Source organism: Lysinibacillus sphaericus (assembly GCF_002982115.1).
Classification (GTDB): Bacteria; Bacillota; Bacilli; order Bacillales_A; family Planococcaceae; genus Lysinibacillus; species Lysinibacillus sphaericus.
On the sequence record NZ_CP019980.1, the window covers coordinates 2,962,945 to 2,980,050 of the forward strand.

The 17,106-nt window shown below is 36.3% G+C and carries 17 protein-coding genes; 3 read left to right on the top strand and 14 right to left on the bottom strand.

Annotation, left to right across the window (positions count from 1 at the left end):
- Positions 1-59: 59 nt before the first annotated feature.
- Both LS41612_RS14940 and LS41612_RS14945 read left to right on the top strand, forming a co-directional pair.
- A complete protein-coding gene (locus tag LS41612_RS14940; protein ID WP_024363354.1) occupies positions 60-494 on the top strand; it encodes a MarR family winged helix-turn-helix transcriptional regulator in 435 nt (144 codons plus the stop codon).
- Positions 495-637: 143 nt separating this feature from the next.
- A complete protein-coding gene (locus LS41612_RS14945) occupies positions 638-1,408 on the top strand; it encodes a YqcI/YcgG family protein (protein ID WP_024363353.1) in 771 nt (256 codons plus the stop codon).
- On the opposite strand, the gene LS41612_RS14950 is transcribed toward LS41612_RS14945, so the two are convergent.
- The 4 genes from LS41612_RS14950 to LS41612_RS14965 all read right to left on the bottom strand — a co-directional run bounded on the left by LS41612_RS14950 (position 1,405) and on the right by LS41612_RS14965 (position 5,396).
- On the bottom strand, positions 1,405-2,730 hold the full coding sequence (locus LS41612_RS14950) for an amino acid permease (RefSeq protein WP_024363352.1): 1,326 nt from the start codon (positions 2,728-2,730) through the stop codon (positions 1,405-1,407). The genes LS41612_RS14945 and LS41612_RS14950 overlap by 4 nt on opposite strands.
- Positions 2,731-2,741: 11 nt before the next feature.
- Positions 2,742-3,683, bottom strand: a complete 942-nt coding sequence (locus LS41612_RS14955; RefSeq protein ID WP_024363351.1) for an arginine deiminase family protein — start codon at positions 3,681-3,683, stop codon at positions 2,742-2,744.
- 444 nt (positions 3,684-4,127) lie between these two features.
- Positions 4,128-5,156, bottom strand: coding sequence for a spore photoproduct lyase (splB, locus tag LS41612_RS14960; RefSeq protein WP_024363350.1), 1,029 nt, complete (start codon positions 5,154-5,156; stop codon positions 4,128-4,130).
- A gap of 12 nt (positions 5,157-5,168) precedes the next feature.
- Entirely contained in the window at positions 5,169-5,396 is a 228-nt protein-coding gene (locus LS41612_RS14965; protein ID WP_024363349.1) for a transcriptional regulator SplA domain-containing protein, read from the bottom strand.
- Positions 5,397-5,796: 400 nt separating this feature from the next.
- Between LS41612_RS14965 and LS41612_RS14970 the strand changes: the two genes are divergently transcribed.
- Entirely contained in the window at positions 5,797-6,330 is a 534-nt protein-coding gene (locus LS41612_RS14970; protein ID WP_024363348.1) for an ECF transporter S component, read from the top strand.
- Positions 6,331-6,447: 117 nt separating this feature from the next.
- On the opposite strand, the gene LS41612_RS14975 is transcribed toward LS41612_RS14970, so the two are convergent.
- The 10 genes from LS41612_RS14975 to LS41612_RS15020 form a co-directional block, all read right to left on the bottom strand.
- The gene (locus LS41612_RS14975) at positions 6,448-6,957 is read right to left on the bottom strand and encodes a QueT transporter family protein (protein WP_024363347.1); all 510 of its coding nucleotides are present in this window, start codon (positions 6,955-6,957) and stop codon (positions 6,448-6,450) included.
- Between the two features lie 151 nt (positions 6,958-7,108).
- Complete coding sequence (locus LS41612_RS14980) at positions 7,109-7,864, bottom strand: 3-oxoacyl-ACP reductase (RefSeq protein WP_024363346.1); 756 nt, start codon at positions 7,862-7,864, stop codon at positions 7,109-7,111.
- A gap of 181 nt (positions 7,865-8,045) precedes the next feature.
- On the bottom strand, positions 8,046-8,267 hold the full coding sequence (locus tag LS41612_RS14985; protein ID WP_024363345.1) for a DUF2829 domain-containing protein: 222 nt from the start codon (positions 8,265-8,267) through the stop codon (positions 8,046-8,048).
- A 277-nt stretch (positions 8,268-8,544) separates the two neighbouring features.
- A complete protein-coding gene (locus LS41612_RS14990) occupies positions 8,545-10,032 on the bottom strand; it encodes a malate:quinone oxidoreductase (RefSeq protein ID WP_024363344.1) in 1,488 nt (495 codons plus the stop codon).
- Positions 10,033-11,204: 1,172 nt separating this feature from the next.
- Positions 11,205-11,450, bottom strand: a complete 246-nt coding sequence (locus LS41612_RS14995) for a cold-shock protein (RefSeq protein ID WP_024363343.1) — start codon at positions 11,448-11,450, stop codon at positions 11,205-11,207.
- Positions 11,451-11,468: 18 nt separating this feature from the next.
- Positions 11,469-12,020, bottom strand: a complete 552-nt coding sequence (locus LS41612_RS15000) for a histidine phosphatase family protein (protein WP_024363342.1) — start codon at positions 12,018-12,020, stop codon at positions 11,469-11,471.
- Positions 12,021-12,292: 272 nt separating this feature from the next.
- Entirely contained in the window at positions 12,293-13,600 is a 1,308-nt protein-coding gene (locus LS41612_RS15005) for a sensor histidine kinase (RefSeq protein WP_024363341.1), read from the bottom strand.
- Between the two features lie 320 nt (positions 13,601-13,920).
- Positions 13,921-14,952 carry a choloylglycine hydrolase family protein gene (locus LS41612_RS15010; RefSeq protein ID WP_024363340.1) on the bottom strand — a complete coding sequence of 344 codons (1,032 nt, stop codon included), beginning with the start codon at positions 14,950-14,952 and terminating at the stop codon, positions 13,921-13,923.
- 206 nt (positions 14,953-15,158) lie between these two features.
- Positions 15,159-15,392 (bottom strand): DUF1540 domain-containing protein, encoded by a 234-nt coding sequence (locus LS41612_RS15015; RefSeq protein ID WP_024363339.1) that lies wholly within the window; start codon positions 15,390-15,392, stop codon positions 15,159-15,161.
- A gap of 191 nt (positions 15,393-15,583) precedes the next feature.
- A complete protein-coding gene (locus tag LS41612_RS15020) occupies positions 15,584-17,044 on the bottom strand; it encodes a spore germination protein (RefSeq protein ID WP_029747299.1) in 1,461 nt (486 codons plus the stop codon).
- Positions 17,045-17,106: the final 62 nt, after the last annotated feature.

The window sequence follows — 17,106 nt, forward strand, 5'->3', positions numbered from 1 at the left end:
CAAATGATAATTGTTTTAAGATAAGTTCTTTGATATCTTGTCAGTAAGAGGTGAGATATTTGGACAAGAATGCATTATTCAATCAATTTGTTACGTTTACCGCAGCCGTCCACCAAGTAACAAGTGACTTAACACAAAACATTAATACGGATGCTATTACGCCTGTTCAATACAAAATTTTAGAGTATTTAAAAGTAAGCCAACCTGTTACGATTACCGAAATTAGTGAATGTCATCATATGTCGTTACCCAATACAAGTCGCGAGCTCAAGAAACTTCAAGAAAAAAATTTAATTGAAAAAATAAGTGATATAGCGGATCGTCGTAAATTTTTTGTACGTCTATCAGCAGATGGTGAACAAATGATGCATGAAGCGTTTGCCCGTATCGAAGAACGCTTTCAACAGCTCATTCAACATGTTCCAGAAGAAGATTTAGAGGAAATCAAACACGCTTTGGATATTTTGCAACAGAAGGTTTTTAAACAACCTTAATCGTCAAACATTTTAATGTAAATGAATCATACTAATGCTACAGGTATTGTGGCTATCAACTCATTTAGAATTTAATCCCTAATATTCGTCACCCAATGACACTTTCCTTAATAGTCTAAAGATGTATAAAGGAGGTGACTCATGTGGGAGCAGTTTTTGATAAAATTTGGCTTGAACAGCATTTGGCTTCCCTTCCCTTATGGCAACAGATCGCATTTCAAGATTTTGCTTCAATGGTTGCAGATGATGCAAATGCATTCCCTTGTATTCCTGCGCGCACAGGGTTTATTTCGAATCAACTACGCTACAGTTTCGTTGGCGATCCCCGAGAGTTACAATCAGCTAAAGATTTGGCAAATTGCTTAAGGGCGTATGGTGACTGTGCTCGATCTGCTGGGAAATATACTTCGCACGCCATTTTCTTTGAGACGCCAAAAGATATGCTTGAAAATTATGATGTAGAAGATTACAGAGCTTTATTTTGGACCATGCTAAATCATGTAACTGCCTTTGACGAAAAAGAATGGCCTAGAGAAATCCCCGTAAATCCGTCTAATCATACATGGGAATTTTGTTTTAATGGGGAGCCTTATTTTGTCTTTTGCGCAACACCTGCCCATCAATTGCGTAAAAGCCGCCAGTTTTCAACTTTACTAATGGCATTTCAGCCACGCTGGGTCTTTGAAGATATAAATGACACGACTGTGCTAGGCCAAAAACTAAAAAAGTTAATACGAAAGCGCATCGAACAATATGATGCTATTCCAGAACACCCCGACTTAAAATGGTATGGGCAAAAAGATAATTTTGAATGGAAGCAATACTTTTTAAGTGATGATGAACATAGCCCTGCCCAATGTCCGTTTGTAAGAGGCAATTTACCACTCACTTTGCCACAAAAACGAAAAAATTAAACGGAGCGATGGTTGCTCCGTTTTTTCATAACAATTAATGTTGCCAGTGCAATGAAGACGATGAACAGAAAGCTTATGTAAAAACCGAGTCTGCTTGTTTTTTCGCCTAAAGTGCCCGAAACAGTTACCGCAATTAGCAGCATCCCAACAATATTTTTTACATGTTGCCACTTCGTTAATGTCATAAGTTTTGCATAGGTTACTAAAATAAAAAGCCAATTATAAATTAACATTAATCCTGCTGCCGTTATTAAGTATTCAAAAATCTTTTCTGGAATCAGGAAGCCGATTGTAATAGTGATAATTAAACCACCCGTGAGGAACAGAAAGGCTGGTAATGGAACTTTCATTTTTCCTTTTTTCGCTAATATCGCTGGTGCATCATGATCTTCAGCTAAAGCCGTTAAAATCGTGACAACAGCATACAAGGACGCAACCATTGTAGAAAATCCAGCAATAATTAAAATACCGGTTATGATATCCGCAACAAATGGGATATTAAAATTTGCAAGAGCAGTAATAAACGGGCTTTCGTCTATTGTGAATGATGCCCAATGTACTAATGCAAGGGCACAGACTAGTGCAATTACATAAATCGTAGTAAGGATAACAATCATTACTTTTCCGGCTTTCGGTGCCTGATGGGGATCTTTTAAATCGATTACGAGTAGCCCCATCACCTCTATGCCACCAAAAGCAAAAAATGCATAGAGTAAACCAAGCCAAACGCCCTTTACTCCTTCCGAAAAAAAGCCTTGAAAGTTTGCTAGAATAACATCTACTTGCCTTGGCTCGCTATTCATCCCCTTTAACATTAGGATAGCAGCAACTACAATAAACATTACAACAGCAGCGGCTTTCATTGCCCCAAATACATTTTGAAATTTTTCAAAGCCTTTCATTCCCGTCAGTATAATGAGCAAGCCAAGTGCACCAAAACCTGATGCAGTCATCCATAGCGGTATGCTAGGAAACCAAAAACGCGTGAAAATTCCTAATGCCATTAATTGGCTCCCCATAATTAATAGTTCAGAAATTAAATAGACCCAACCATTACTAAAACCTGCCCAATTGCCAAAAGCTTGTTTTGCATACGTACGAAATGATCCTTTGTCAGGATTGGCAACAGACATATTCACGAGCGCATCATAGACAATGTAGGTGCCAATGGCTGCTAAAATAAATGGAATTAAAACAGCAGGCCCACTCTTTGCAATGGCCATGCTTGTTCCAAGAAAAAAACCTGTCCCTAACGTACACCCTACACCTAACAGGGACAACTGCCACCAAGACATTTGGCCTTTGCTTGTTTTTGACTCCATAGAAATCACCTCTATACCGATTTTCGCACTAATGGTAATGTCATACAGCGAATACCACCACCGCCTTTTTCAAGCTCTGTCACGTCAATTTCCACAATATTTTTCTTTTGTAATTTTGGATGCGCTTTAAAATGCTGTTTAGTCGCCTTTTTACTGACTAACAATGTTTCGGGATTGATATTTAAAAAATTGATATCAGGAATGGTGTTATACTTTTCTAACCAATACAACTCAAACCCATGACGATTGAAAAATTGTTCGGTCATATCAAAACGAGTCCCACTTGTTGTAATTATTTGGATAGGAAAATAACGCATAAAACTTTTCGCTATGACGACATCGTTGTTGGCAATATTACAATTCATATCTAAATGCAGTGTATCCGAGCTTCGAGGCAAATCAATAATGCCTATTTCAGAGAAACCTGCTTGAAAAATACTGTCTTTTATCTGCTCTACACCCTGCCTTGTCGTTCTTACACCTATATTAATAAGCACAGCATCACGATTTAACACCATCACATCTCCAAACTCTAATACATGGCTACTTTCCTTAGCGGGCATAAAGTGTTGCGGAAACCATTTCTGAAGTAATGTGTGCGCATGTCCATATTCAGGTCGTCTAATCGAGCTACCCGCTGCACCTGGTAGCATTCGGTTACCAAACACACATGCAAGATCACGCACAAAATAACGATTTAGAAGTTGTTCGCTAAGGTGCTGCGCATCTGCTAATAGATGTGTTGCGTAATCTATTACGTGCACGCCTGCCTGTTGTAAAGTCTCTTTCAACTCTATAAAATTTTCCATTGCTTGGGTATGTGAAACAGCAGCACTCCATTGTACATTTTCTGCCGTTTTTAAATCTGGTACATCTAATTTGGAAGGTGCACAAAGCATAACCGCAGTAAGCTCTCCGTGCTCCGACCAACAGCTTGGTTGAAATGACATCATGATGGTAACTCCCCCTTTTCGTCGCGATTATTGTTAGCCTTACCAGCAACTTAAAGATTATACGATGCAGCGCTACAAGAAAACACACCATACATAACGGTGTGTCTGAAAGTGTAAACAAACTCATAGAATGAAACTGTTTCTGGATTTCCACTTCGTACAGACGCTTTCAAGGAACAGCAAAAATGAAATACTTCTTTTAAACGTTTACTATGACAATCTCATGACCACGTAGAATTCTTTGCAAAGGCGAGGTAGGTATATTGTTACCCCAAAAATATTCGGCATGCTAGGAGCTTGACTAGTTGAGTGGAGTGGAAGGCGCGACACTCCAGCTCAGAACAACACAAGCTGAAAATCCATTTTTTACGGCTTTTGTCGCAAAAATTAGTTGAAGCCGTGCCTGCGGAAAGGGAGCGCCTGGAACGGAATTCAACGATATGTTTACGTAAAATACTCTAGTTTCGCATTGGGGAAAAATTTTTTCATATAGCCATAAAGATGTTCTTTTATGTCTTCCTCTTCTTCTTTTTGATAAATATATTTACCAATCCCATATTTCCCCCACTTGTATCTTCTCGCAGTTTCATCCAATTCTAATTTTGTCATCGGATAGTTTTTTTCGATTACTTTTTTCGCAGGCTTTGTAAAGCGATGTTGAATAAATTCAAAGGTAATATCGTCCCTTACATCATGAGGCAATTCCGCATCTAGACGCTCAAACATATGATAATAGCCTTCCTCCCAACCTTCGTGCAGATAAATGGGCGCAACAATAAAACCTAGAGGATAGCCTGCTCTCGCTACTTTTCCAGCCGCTTCAATGCGCTTATCTAAAGGAGATGTGCCTGGCTCAAAGTTTTTAATCACATAGTCCGCATTTACACTAAAACGAAATCTTGTCTTGCCATTATGTTTGGCATCTAATAAATGGTCCACATAATGGAATTTCGTTACAAATCGCAGTAAACCAAACTCACTTTGTCCAAAATGCTCAATCGCTCTTTTTAACGTATGTGTTAAGTGATCAATTCCAACAATATCTGATGTACACGATGCTTCAAAGCGCGTAATTTCAGGTGCTCGTTCTGCCATATAGTTGTCTGCAGCTTCAAGTATTTCCTCAACATTGACATATGTGCGAATATAAGGCTTGCTGCCCATCGTTGTTTGCAAATAACAATAATGACAATGCCCCATACATCCAGTGGCAAAAGGAATAGCATACTCTGCTGACGGTTTAGAAGTATCAAATTTTAATGTTTTTCGAATACCCACGACGAGCGTTGACTTGGCAATCCGATACTTTTGCAAATCATTGTCTCCAGGAAGATTGCGCACTTGATTATGAGATGTAGTATAACGAATTTCTATGCCCATTTGCTCAAACTTCTCTTTTAGTTCTTGTCCAAGCGGATAGTCGAGCGCATCAGGTTCAAAATAAACGAGCTGAGGTGTAAATGGTTTTCGCATCCTCTACCTCCATCAATGAAAGTATTGATGATATGCTTGCTCCGCATCCATCTCACTTGAAAAAATAACAAAGTCATTCGTTAACGGATAGTAAGTTTCAAAAAGAAATAACGCCAATTCATTTGGATTTTCCGGATTAGTAACAACTGCCGCTTCCTGTATATTTGCGACATCTTGAATATGTGGATTGCGGTAAAAGATATAAACAATATCCCCTGCATTGTATGATTGCTGTTGCATTTCTTCATCCTCCTTTAGTCATTTCTATTAGTTTGGCTAAAGAAAGTGAAATTATGTTGTGTATTGAAATCATATTTTCTCCTAGCTATTTACTCGAAGAAATTATTTTAAAATAACAAATCCCAAGACAGATCTTCTTATAATTAGATAAGTAATTATTTCCTTTTTCTACTCTATTCTTTTTATCAAATTCCGTTAACAAGCAGAGTTTACTTTATATCTCTAAGTACCAGTTAGTGCAAGATGTAAAACTGACCACTATTTTTTTTACAAAATTGATACTTTTAAATAGGCCAAGCCTTTGCTAATGTTATCCTAGCATGCAGCATTGATTTACGAAGTAAGGTTTTGCGCAACTATTCTTTGACATTGAAAAAGCAAATAAGGAAGGTTTACAACTATGCAAAAATCAATAAGCTATTCACATTCACGCACTTTTGATCTCATTCTATCAGCCATGTTAATTGCACTTGTGTTTGTAGCAACACTCACATTGAATATTAAACTACCTATTAAAGCAAATGGTGGATTGGTTCATCTTGGTACAGGTATGCTCTTTATCGCATCTATTCTTTTTGGTCCTAAAAAAGGTGCAATTGCAGGTGCAATAGGCATGGGTTTATTTGACGTTGTATCTGGATGGACATTGTGGGCGCCTATTACAATCGTAGCTCGTGGCTTACAAGGCTATATCGTAGGGAAAATCGCTTGGTCGAACGGACGCAAAGGAAACAGCATTGCTTTTAATGTTCTTGCTATGATTATTTCAGTTCCATTTATGGTAGCCGTTTATTATGTTGGGGAAGGTATTTTATATGCCAATTGGGTTGCACCATTGACTTCTATTCCTGGAGACTTAGTTCAAAATGTTTTAGGAATGATTGTGGCAATTCCGGTTTGTATTCTCTTAAGAAAAACACCGATTTTCAAATAAATATTCGTAGTTCTTTGAGTTGTTCTCGCTGTTAAATCAGCGAGAATTTTTTATTTGCGATACACGCCTGTTCCCTTTAAAAATAAAAACACACTCGCTTGCGCGAATGTGTTTTTTCTATTTGGATAAATCTATTTTTTTATTTAATAAGTAAATGGTCACGCCACCAACAGTCATCGATAATAATTCTCCGACACCAACCGTAAACCATGTCGCCCAAAATGGCAGATCATACAGTATCGTTAATTGGCCTGCAACAGTAAACATCGATAGTGCAAAAATCACTGCTGTGATGACCATTTTCCAACTATCCTGCTTAATGTTTTTAGTTACCATTCGACAAAGAATTAATACTAGAAATGTTGCAATTCCGCCAATAGGCACATCAAGAATCCAAGTCGGCGACATAAAATTTGCTAATACAACACCTAGGGTTACTGCTACTACATAGCGTTTATTGTACAGCGCCAAATAGTTGAACATCTCTGACAAACGTAGCTGCACTGCTCCAAAGCTAATCACTGACAATAATACAGTTACAGCCACATATAAGGCTGCGACAAGTGCTACTTTAGTAAGTTCCCTTACAGAAGTACGCGGTGAATCTTTTACAATAGATGTATTCAATTTACATTCTCCTTTGTAAAATAGCAAGTTGCTATTTTAGTAATAACTACGACCAAAGGAAGAGAGCATATTGCCCTAACTGAAGTGCCGTAGTGTAAGCTATTTTTGCTTACTTGCGTATTATAGCAGAAGAATGATTCATTGACCAATACTATTTCGCAATCCAACCACCGTCAATTGGTACCACAGCTCCATGTATATAATCTGCGGCATGACTCGCCAAAAAAAGCGTTAAATTCGCCACTTCGCTTGGTTGTGCCCAACGACCCGCTGGCGTCTCATTGGCAACCCATTTTGCCATTTCACCATCGCCTTCAAAATCCGCTTTGGTCATAGCTGTTTGAATAGCTCCTGGTGCAATGGCATTCGCACGTATCCCCTCACGACAATAATCTAAATCCAACTGTTTCGTATAGCCCACAATGGCATGCTTGGATGCTGTATAAGCCGCACCCCCACCTCCTGCAATCAGCCCAGCAATAGACGCCATATTAACGATGATGCCCGATTTACGCTTTACCATATGAGGCAAAATCGTATTCGTTACAAAAAAAGTACCCTTTACATTCGTATTCATAATTTTGTCCCATAGCGCCTCATCGGTATCTAGTGTTTTGGCAAAACCATCTAAAACGCCAGCTGTATTCAGTAAGATATCTACGCTGCTAAAGCTTGCCATTGCTGCTTGAAAAGCGTGCTCTACATCACTTTTTTTACAGACACTTCCTAGCGTATAAGCAAAGCGCTCAGGGTATTGCTGCTGTAATTGCCCTAACCCTCGCTCATCTACATCCAAACCAAAAACATAAGCACCGTTTTCTAAAAAAGCAATAGCTTGTGCTTGGCCAATACCTGACGCAGCACCTGTAATAAACACTGTTTTACCATTATATTCTGCAAACTTCATAGGATCTCTCCTTTATAAAAAGTAATCTACTACTAAAAACACTGACACAAGTCGCAGCTCTACATGCATTGTGCCAGCTCTTATCAACTATACCGCCTACAAAGCTTAACCTTCATATCAAAAAAATAGCATACTAAGAATCACTTAGCATACTATTATAACCTTTGAAACGACACTGAATTTAGTTTACGATTTTCCAATCTTCGGCTAATAAATCACATACTGTTGGTGTGAACATCGTGTAACCCTCGCCACGCACATTAATTAAAAAATAGGGGTTCAAATTCTCTCCGTCGTGCACGCTTTGACCTACAAGCTTAACATATAATTCAGCACCGCCCCATCCTTCACGAATTACTTTCTCGCCCGCCTTTAAACGCGGTAATACTTCTTCAAACGTCATCTATACTCATCCTTTGTTAATCTTTTCTAATATGCCATACGAAAAAAGTATACTGGATATTTATTTTGTTTACAACAGAAGCTAGTTCATTTATAATTTTCATTCTAACTACTTTTTTGTTATATCAGTTCCTTATTTAGTAATATATTGGAAATTTAGAAACAACAGCAATATAAAAAAAGAATAGCTTCGCTACTTTTGCTCAACGTAACAACTCCTTCCCTACCCATGAAAAAAGAACCCTCAATCCAAAATGGATCGAAGGTTCATAAGTTGATTAGTTTTTGTTTAGGCCTAGAGTCTCTGCTGTTGAAGTATGAACTTCTTCAAGAAGCTCTGGATTTTGTAATAATGAGATACCGTAAGATGGAATCATTTCTTTTAGTTTTGGCTCCCACTCTTTAGCTTGTTGAGGGAAACATTTTTGAATAACTTGCAACATAACGTGAACGGCAGTAGATGCACCTGGTGAAGCACCTAATAATGCAGCGATTGATCCGTCAGCAGCACTTACTACTTCGGTACCAAATTGTAATGTTCCTTTACCGCCAGCTTCAGTATCTTTGATAACTTGTACACGTTGACCTGCTACGACAATATCCCAGTCCTCGCTTTTAGCAGTTGGGATAAACTCACGTAACTCTTCCATACGTTGATCTTTTGATAATAACAGTTGTTGGATTAAATATTTTGTTAAAGACATTTCTTTAACCCCTGCCGCTAATAATGTTGTAATATTATGCGGTTTTACAGAAGCGAATAAGTCCATGTTCGAACCTGTTTTTAAGAATTTTGGTGAGAAACCAGCAAATGGTCCAAATAGTAATGATTTTTTGTTATCGATAAAGCGAGTGTCTAAATGTGGAACAGACATTGGTGGTGCACCAACTGCAGCTTTACCATATACTTTTGCATGATGTTGTTCAACCACTTCTTGGTTTTTACATACCATAAACAATCCACTAATTGGGAATCCACCAATGTGTTTTCCTTCAGGAATGCCTGATTTTTGTAATAATTCAAGACTTCCTCCGCCAGCTCCAAGGAAGACGAATTTTGCTGTATGGTATTCCATTTTACAGCCATCTTTATCATGTACTTTTAATTCCCATAAACCGTCTTTCGTACGTTTAATGCTTTCGACACTATGGTTGTAGTTGATATCTACATCTTTCGCTTTTAGGTGGTCAAATAAAATACGTGTTAGAGCACCGAAGTTAACGTCTGTACCAGTGTCAATTTTTGTTGCAGCAATGGCCTCATTTGCTGGGCGGTCTTCCATAATAAGTGGAATCCATTCTTTAAGTTTTTCTGGATTATCAGAGAATTCCATCCCTTTGAAAAGAGGATTATTTGACATTGTTTCATAACGTTTTCTTAAATACTCAACGTTTTTTTCACCTCTTACCATACTCATATGTGGTAATGGCATAATAAAATCTTGCGGATTTTGGATCAGCTTGTTCTTTACAAGATATGACCAAAACTGCATCGAAACCTGGAACTGTTCATTAACATTAATTGCTTTGCTAATATCAATAGTACCGTCTGGTTTTTCAGAAGTGTAGTTAAGCTCGCATAGTGCTGCATGCCCTGTTCCTGCATTATTCCATTCATTAGAGCTTTCCTCACCGGCGTTTGAAAGTTTTTCAAACACAGTAATATTCCAGTCCGGTGCTAATTCTTTGAGCATTGTCCCCAAAGTCGCACTCATAATTCCGGCACCAATTAAGATGACGTCTGATTTAGTTACTCTGTTACTCATTTTTACCATCCTTATATTTTAAGATTTGCAGAAATGATGTAGGTGTAAACTAGTCACACACCTTTTCTGTATCAACTATAAACTTACAATAGTCTATCACAACTATTTAAAGAATAAAATATCTACTACAATATTATAGTAATAAACTAATTAAAAAGTAGTAAAAAGTGCGAAGTCCGCTCATAATGTCCTTTGTACATATTTAAAACAAAAACCTTCCCCCTGTTTCCAGGAGAATGGTGCATTGATCAAATCGGATAAATGCATCGTCTGAAAGATGTTTTATGTTGTATAAAGTCAACTGATTGAATTTTAGTATGCTACTACTAAAATAATTTATCCATCATTTTTTAATGAAAGATATTTTTTAACTTCACTCATACTAAAAGCACTAGACCTTTTAGTCTAAAAGTGCTTAATCGACTCTATTTTACATGATTTGCTAACATTCACAAGGTACCTTCAAACTAATTTTCGCTTTTTCGACGGGATATTCCAGCATTTTCACTCCAATTATGTATAAAGGTCAAAAGACACACTTCTTTAAACAAACGAAACAATTACTTCCAATCCTCTTCAATAACAAAAGCTCAACAATTATTTTTTCTCATTAAGCTAAGTGTTACAAATCAAACGATTATCTGTCACTTGCCTCATTAGTTACTGTATACGCTTCCATTAAATCTATCAAGACTTAAACCTTGGTTTTATTATTCTCTTCCTTTTTAAGGAAATCATATACAACCTACAAAAATATTTTCTTCATATTGTTATATAACACAATCAAGTTTACCATACAACAACAAAAATTATTAGAATATTTTATTTTTTAAATAACTTATACATCAAGTAATTTATCTTTTCCAATAAATTCATTGCCCTAAACAGACAACTAAGGTAGGTCACTCAATGATAAGTGACCCGCCCTTTCGGTATACAAAATACAAATAATTATAAATTTAGATGTATATTTAATCGATTTTTATAATCTACCATACTACAGCGTACCTTCCTTATCTACGAAAAATAAGAAAACACCATAAGCTCTAATAAACGCAAGAAAAAAACGCCAATCCTGTATATGGATTAACGTCTCTATAAATCGGTACCGTACTTTTTCGTCGATAGAATATTGAACTATTGGTTGCCACAAACTATTACGCCCGTGCATATTAGTCTGACAGCACAATGACATTTTCTGCAACCTGCTTTTGATCAGTAGAATTGGGTATTTCAATTAAATCAAAGGAAACTTTTTGGCCTTGTTTCAGAAAGCGAAATGCATTTGGAAATCTTTCCTTATCCGGCAAAATCGAACTAAAATGAACAAAAACATGATTGTCTTCCTCACCATTCAGCATAATACGTCCATAGCCTTTTTCATTTTTATACCATTTTACAATTCCTTCTCGTTTCATTTCTATCCCCAAAAATTATTATTGTAACGTCCCTAAGGTTGCTAAATCGGCTAATGTTAGCTGTTTTACAATTTCATAGCCATTACCCACACCTTTGGGCTTAATAATAACGGTTCCCATGCTTGTCATTTCACCTATGGCAGTCCCTTTCGGAAAACTGTGTGCAATAATTACTTGATTAGTCCCAGGTGGTGGTTTTACTTCTAGATGTTTTTGGGCTTCCATTACAATTTGTTGTTGTTCCGTAGTGGAAATCGTTTCTGCTAATTTAGTAATTGAAAACCAGAACGGGTCAATTTGTAGATACATTGTTGGAAATGCAAGCTGTGCGGTTTCAATTGTTCGACAAAACGGACTTGTCATTATAGGTGAACTAATTGGAATTTGCCAATACCGCAGCATTTGTCCATAGTAAACGGCTTCTCGCCGACCGTAATCAGATAAATTTCTTTGCGTATAGCAGTTTTGAAAATTAACATATGGCTGATCTTCACCAACAGTTGCTTCTCCATGTCTAACATATAAAATCAATCCACCTGCTCTTAGTAAATCAAGGATTGGCTGTTCCAAATTGTTTTTATCCTCCTAACCTGCCCTATTAGATTTACTGTTAATGTATGATTGATATTAGCTCATACATGCTATGCAAAACATCCGGATTTTCTTAACAACAAAAGCCTCCTACTCTATACATGTAGGAAGCTTAAGCTATTATTCTATCCTGTTAAGATGACTTTGCTTTAGCGAAAATTAGCGGTGAAGGAAAAAACTGCTAATAAACAGCCCTATAGACAAACCACATCAAAAAATTTTAATACTATCAGCCAAGTACATTTGCCCATTTACTTTAAAGGAATAATGACAATCGCTGTTGTCTCAAATTGTGCAGTAGATTGGATAGAAATGGTGCCGTTGTATTTTTTCACAACTTCTTTCACAATAAACAAGCCTTGGCCTCTAATTTTTCCTAGTTCAGCTTTTTTCGTTGTAAACCCTTGCTTAAAGATTTGATCAGGGTCTGGAATTGTTGGTCCTGTATTAACAATTTCAAATACATACTTCATTTCATCCGCATGACAACAAATTTTCATTTTGCGTTCACTTTCAGGTAATTCAGTTGTCGCATCAATCGCATTATCAATTAAATTTGATAATAATTTAATGATATCAGTTGTTTTTATTTTATCGAAAGTATCCTGTGAAACCGAAATATCCATCTCAATATTATGATTTTGAGCAGCTAACTTTTTTGTTTGCAATAAAATTGACAGCCCCGGATGGTTAATATTTAATTTCAATGACTTTATTTCCTGTACCTCTTTAGATAATGATGATAAATACTGTTTCGCTTGATCTGGCTCTCCCAATTGTAAAAGCCCATGCAACACTTGAATATGGTTGGTAAAGTCATGTCTTAAGGACGATACAGAGGTAATTAACGCTTTTATTTCAGTTTGGTAGGTATCTTCTGTTACCTCTACTTCTTTTGTCACTTCTTTTTGATACCATCTCTGTAAAAAGAAAAACGATGCAATAACGATTACTATAAATATTCCATTATAAATAAACAAGAATAAATTATTTTCTAATACTTTTCCTTTGATACCATTAAGTTTGTCTGCGCTTATATCAATCCCGAGATAGCCAATAACGTGACCTTCTTCATTCTTAATAGGAGCGCCTACAGAAAGATAATCTCCGTGTTGAGGGTCATTAATGACATTCGTAACATATGTCAACCCTTGATAAGCTAGTTTGATTTGCTTTTCTGGAACAGTACAAATTTGTCCAATATCAAAGCCTACTGTGAGATGATTAGGAACACCGGCAATCATCGTTTTTGATACTTTAGGATTATCAATTTCTAACGTATAGACATTTAAGGCCCCTATTTTTTCTCGTGCATCATTTAAGTATTTTCTTATTTCCCAATAAGTTGCATTTTTCACAGGATTATTTGCAAATTTTTGATACAACTTAACATCAATTGATGATGCGATGGAAATAGCCGCTTCTAAGCTTTGGTTAGCGATAGATTCTTCCACCGTCTTTTTCATTTTCACATATGAAGTGAGCACATTTAAACTTGTGAACAATGACAATAAGACTGTCGCTAATACTAATATTAGTTTAATTTTACGATTTTTCATACAAACTGGTACTTCCTCATCTATTGTATTCATTATTTAACGATGTGTAATTACTCCTAGAACAAATTAATATTTATATTAATAACAATAATATTATACTATAGTAATTTTCGTTTTTTCATGTATATTTTTTAAAGTACGTTGAAAACAATACTTTTATCCAAGTTTATTTTTAAAACTTAGTAATTGTTATGCAAAAATGGAATAATTTATTTTTCTTTCGAAAAGCGAAATAGCTACAAAACGAAAGGAGAATAGCCCAACAAATGTTACGCCATTCCCCTATTTATTCTATTAAATTATAAACCAAGCCTAACAAATTAGATAGCCTGAATTATGTTTCCTTTAATGGTTATCGGAAAAATAAGTTTACCTTCGATAAATTGTTGGAGAGAAAATGATTGCGGCTCACAATTTTCACCTATTCCAACAACTACCTCTAATTGCTTCGGTGAGTATATAACAGTATGGAGAGTACCAAAATATTCTTGATATTGTTTAAAAAATAACGGAGAATCTCCATTATTGAAATGGTGATAGACAGACATGGTCGTACGCGCATCTACTACATAGCGATTTATAAAGCTTTTTCGTTGTTTTGAACCCTCAATGCAAGCTTTGTTTTTCCCTGCCAATTGTTGAGACTCAAAATGATTTGTGCATATAAGCGGATGTTCAGCAGAAACTACCCGCTCTATTGGTGTAGCCTCCACCACAACTGCTTTTCCACTTTGATCTGTCATGGAGTAATTGTAGCAATAGCGATGTGGAATTTTATTTAAAAGTGCAATAGCCTCTTCAATATTTTCACACTGTTCAAGCACTATTTTAACGATTGTAGTCGCCAAAAAGCCATCTCCTTTCCAATCATTATTGACAAAATGCAGCCCTACTACAAGCCCTTTTTCATTCATTCCATCTAACCTACCAATAATTTGCTGGCTAAAACCTACACTGGCATACCCTTTAGACGGTTTAGAAAAAACGAGTCTTGCATCATACATAACTGGACTAAAATCATAATTTCTTACATACTTCCCATTGTGTACAACCGAGGTACATCCCATATTTGGAAATATTATATTATAACCGCTATACATTTTTATAATGGTTTCATACGGCTGTTTTAAGCCAAACGCTAATCCCTTCATCTCTTGCAAAAGATTGGGCGAAACATGTCGCAACAGCTCTTGTACCCGCTGTGTATTACAAGTAGCAGATAAAGCTAACAGTTGTTCATTTTGCGCTAAATGTGCATTTGTTTTTATTTCGTTACTTTGTTGAAAACCTATTTCATAAGCATCGCCTCTTAAAGCTACTACAGATACGATTAATTCTTGATATTTATTCATTGAAATCCCTCCCATACAGCTATTCAATCTTCAGTATCATCGTAATCCTTCAAGTAACTGGAAGGTCAAGGGTATAAAAAAAGTTGCCTTCCTATAGGAAGACAACCTTTAACGTGACCAAATCAGTAGTAAAAGGTACAGATAAATTATTTTGGTGAAATAAAGATATTATCTTTATTTACATTATCCAAAACAAACGATACCCATTAGCTAAAGTTTTTTTCTTTTGATTTGAATGTTTTACAACACGTATCGGATGATTGAATGGCTGCTGCCTCTTCTGACATTGTATGCAATTCAAAGTCTGAAGCAAACTCCGCATCACGTTTGTTCGTATTACGTTTATCCATGTCGATTGCAATTTTTTCAGCTCCGCAATAATTACCTTTGGCATGGAAAACACAATTTGATACTGCACAGCTAACTTGGACATTCGGCATAACTATCCACCCCTTATGATTGGTCTTGAAAAATATAGAATGGAAAATCTAATCTATACTCTTCACTTTGTATTTTGTCCAATCCATAGGTTTTTACAAGTCAAGCTTAAAAATAACTTCAACATAATCGGTCAATACGATTGCAAGTAGCACATGTGATAGATGTAAATTGTCGTGCTACTGAAAGACATCTAATTTTTGCTCGATGACCTCGTCTCATCTTGAGGATGTAAAAATTTTGGTCGTTTACTATATCCTTTTGGCGATAGACGTATTAATGTTTTCTTGGTGTCGGACCAGTTTAAATTGGCACCAATATTTAAGTACGGAACGCTTAATACACGGATATTGGCAAAGTAAATAAGAATGAAAAACAAGGACAAAAAGAAACCAAATAATCCAAAGAAAGCGGCCATTGAGATAACAAATAACCTAAAAATACTCATTGCAGTTACAAAGGATTGATTGACAAGAGTATAGGCGGCAATACTTGAGATGGCAATCACCACGATCATGGAAGGACTCGTTATGCCTGCCTTGATTGCCGCATCTCCGATGATTAGTCCACCTACAACACTCATTGTTCCACTCAAAATAGACGGTAAGCGTAGATTTGCTTCGCGAAATATTTCAAACATAAATAACATTAGCAATATCTCCAATATCGTTGGAAAAGGCAAGCCAGTACGTGATTGGACAACCGTCGCTAACAGTAATATTGGCATCTGCTCTTGATGATAAGTCGTTAATGCTAGCCAAAAACCGGGTAAAAGCATACTTATTAATATCCCTACGATTCGTAACAGACGCTCTAATGTACCGACCATAGATGGATAATCATTATCCTCACCTGATTTAAAAAGTAGAAACATATTAGGAGGCGTAATAATTGCGTAAGATACGCCATCGACAAAAAGAAGTATTCGTCCTCTGACTAGCGCTTGTATTGCGAAATCTGGTCGCCCTGTATAATCATGTCGCGGTAAAATTTTCGCGGTTTTTTCCACACTTTCCATCATTATATCGCCACTAAAGACAACATCTGTATTAATTTTCCTTAATTGCTTTTTTAGTTCCGTGACCATATTTTTGTCCGTTATATCACCCATGTATAGGACAGCCACTGTCGTTTTAGAGCGCTTTCCGACTTCCACTGTTTCCACGCATAAAGAATTTGTAGGCAATCGCTTACGAATTAAGGCCACATTAATAAAAACATCTTCTATAAAATCATCTCTCGGCCCTTTTACCACTAGTTCTTGCTTTGTTTCTTCAGGATTTCGATTTGGTTTTTTTGTAATTTTACTTGAAAATAAAATTTTTTCCCCTTCAAAGTAAAGCAAAACAAACCCTGAATATACACGCGTAATAGCATCATCTAAATTGGTTACTTTTTGAAGATTAGGAATGTGTAAATCGTTTTTTATTTTTTCCTCTAATAAGTTTACAGAGCTGTCTTCAAACAAAGATTGAACTCGATCGATAATGACCTTATTCAATAAAAACTGATCGACCATCGACTCACATGTAATAAAATAAACATGCTGTTGTTGAAAGGTAAAGGATTGAAAAATTACGTCAGCAGAGCGTTGAAATAATTCTTTCAACATTTTCAATTCGATTTCTTGTTCTATTGATTGAATATTCCTCATCTCCTACTGAACCAAATTCAAACAAATTATTTTACTAAAATACTTATAAACATATATTTCCC

Bases quoted from the DNA above. Each gene is read 5' to 3' on its own strand.
- LS41612_RS14995 (WP_024363343.1), bottom strand. From the start codon at position 11,450: ATGAAACGAGAAGGAATTGTAAAATGGTATAAAAATGAAAAAGGCTAT.
- LS41612_RS14985 (WP_024363345.1), bottom strand. From the start codon at position 8,267: ATGACGTTTGAAGAAGTATTACCGCGTTTAAAGGCGGGCGAGAAAGTA.
- LS41612_RS14950 (WP_024363352.1), bottom strand. From the start codon at position 2,730: ATGGAGTCAAAAACAAGCAAAGGCCAAATGTCTTGGTGGCAGTTGTCC.
- LS41612_RS14970 (WP_024363348.1), top strand. From the start codon at position 5,797: ATGCAAAAATCAATAAGCTATTCACATTCACGCACTTTTGATCTCATT.
- LS41612_RS15015 (WP_024363339.1), bottom strand. From the start codon at position 15,392: ATGCCGAATGTCCAAGTTAGCTGTGCAGTATCAAATTGTGTTTTCCAT.
- LS41612_RS14955 (WP_024363351.1), bottom strand. From the start codon at position 3,683: ATGATGTCATTTCAACCAAGCTGTTGGTCGGAGCACGGAGAGCTTACT.
- LS41612_RS14990 (WP_024363344.1), bottom strand. From the start codon at position 10,032: ATGAGTAACAGAGTAACTAAATCAGACGTCATCTTAATTGGTGCCGGA.
- LS41612_RS14980 (WP_024363346.1), bottom strand. From the start codon at position 7,864: ATGAAGTTTGCAGAATATAATGGTAAAACAGTGTTTATTACAGGTGCT.
- LS41612_RS15020 (WP_029747299.1), bottom strand. From the start codon at position 17,044: ATGAGGAATATTCAATCAATAGAACAAGAAATCGAATTGAAAATGTTG.
- LS41612_RS15010 (WP_024363340.1), bottom strand. From the start codon at position 14,952: ATGAATAAATATCAAGAATTAATCGTATCTGTAGTAGCTTTAAGAGGC.
- LS41612_RS15005 (WP_024363341.1), bottom strand. From the start codon at position 13,600: ATGAAAAATCGTAAAATTAAACTAATATTAGTATTAGCGACAGTCTTA.
- splB (WP_024363350.1), bottom strand. From the start codon at position 5,156: ATGCGAAAACCATTTACACCTCAGCTCGTTTATTTTGAACCTGATGCG.
- LS41612_RS14965 (WP_024363349.1), bottom strand. From the start codon at position 5,396: ATGCAACAGCAATCATACAATGCAGGGGATATTGTTTATATCTTTTAC.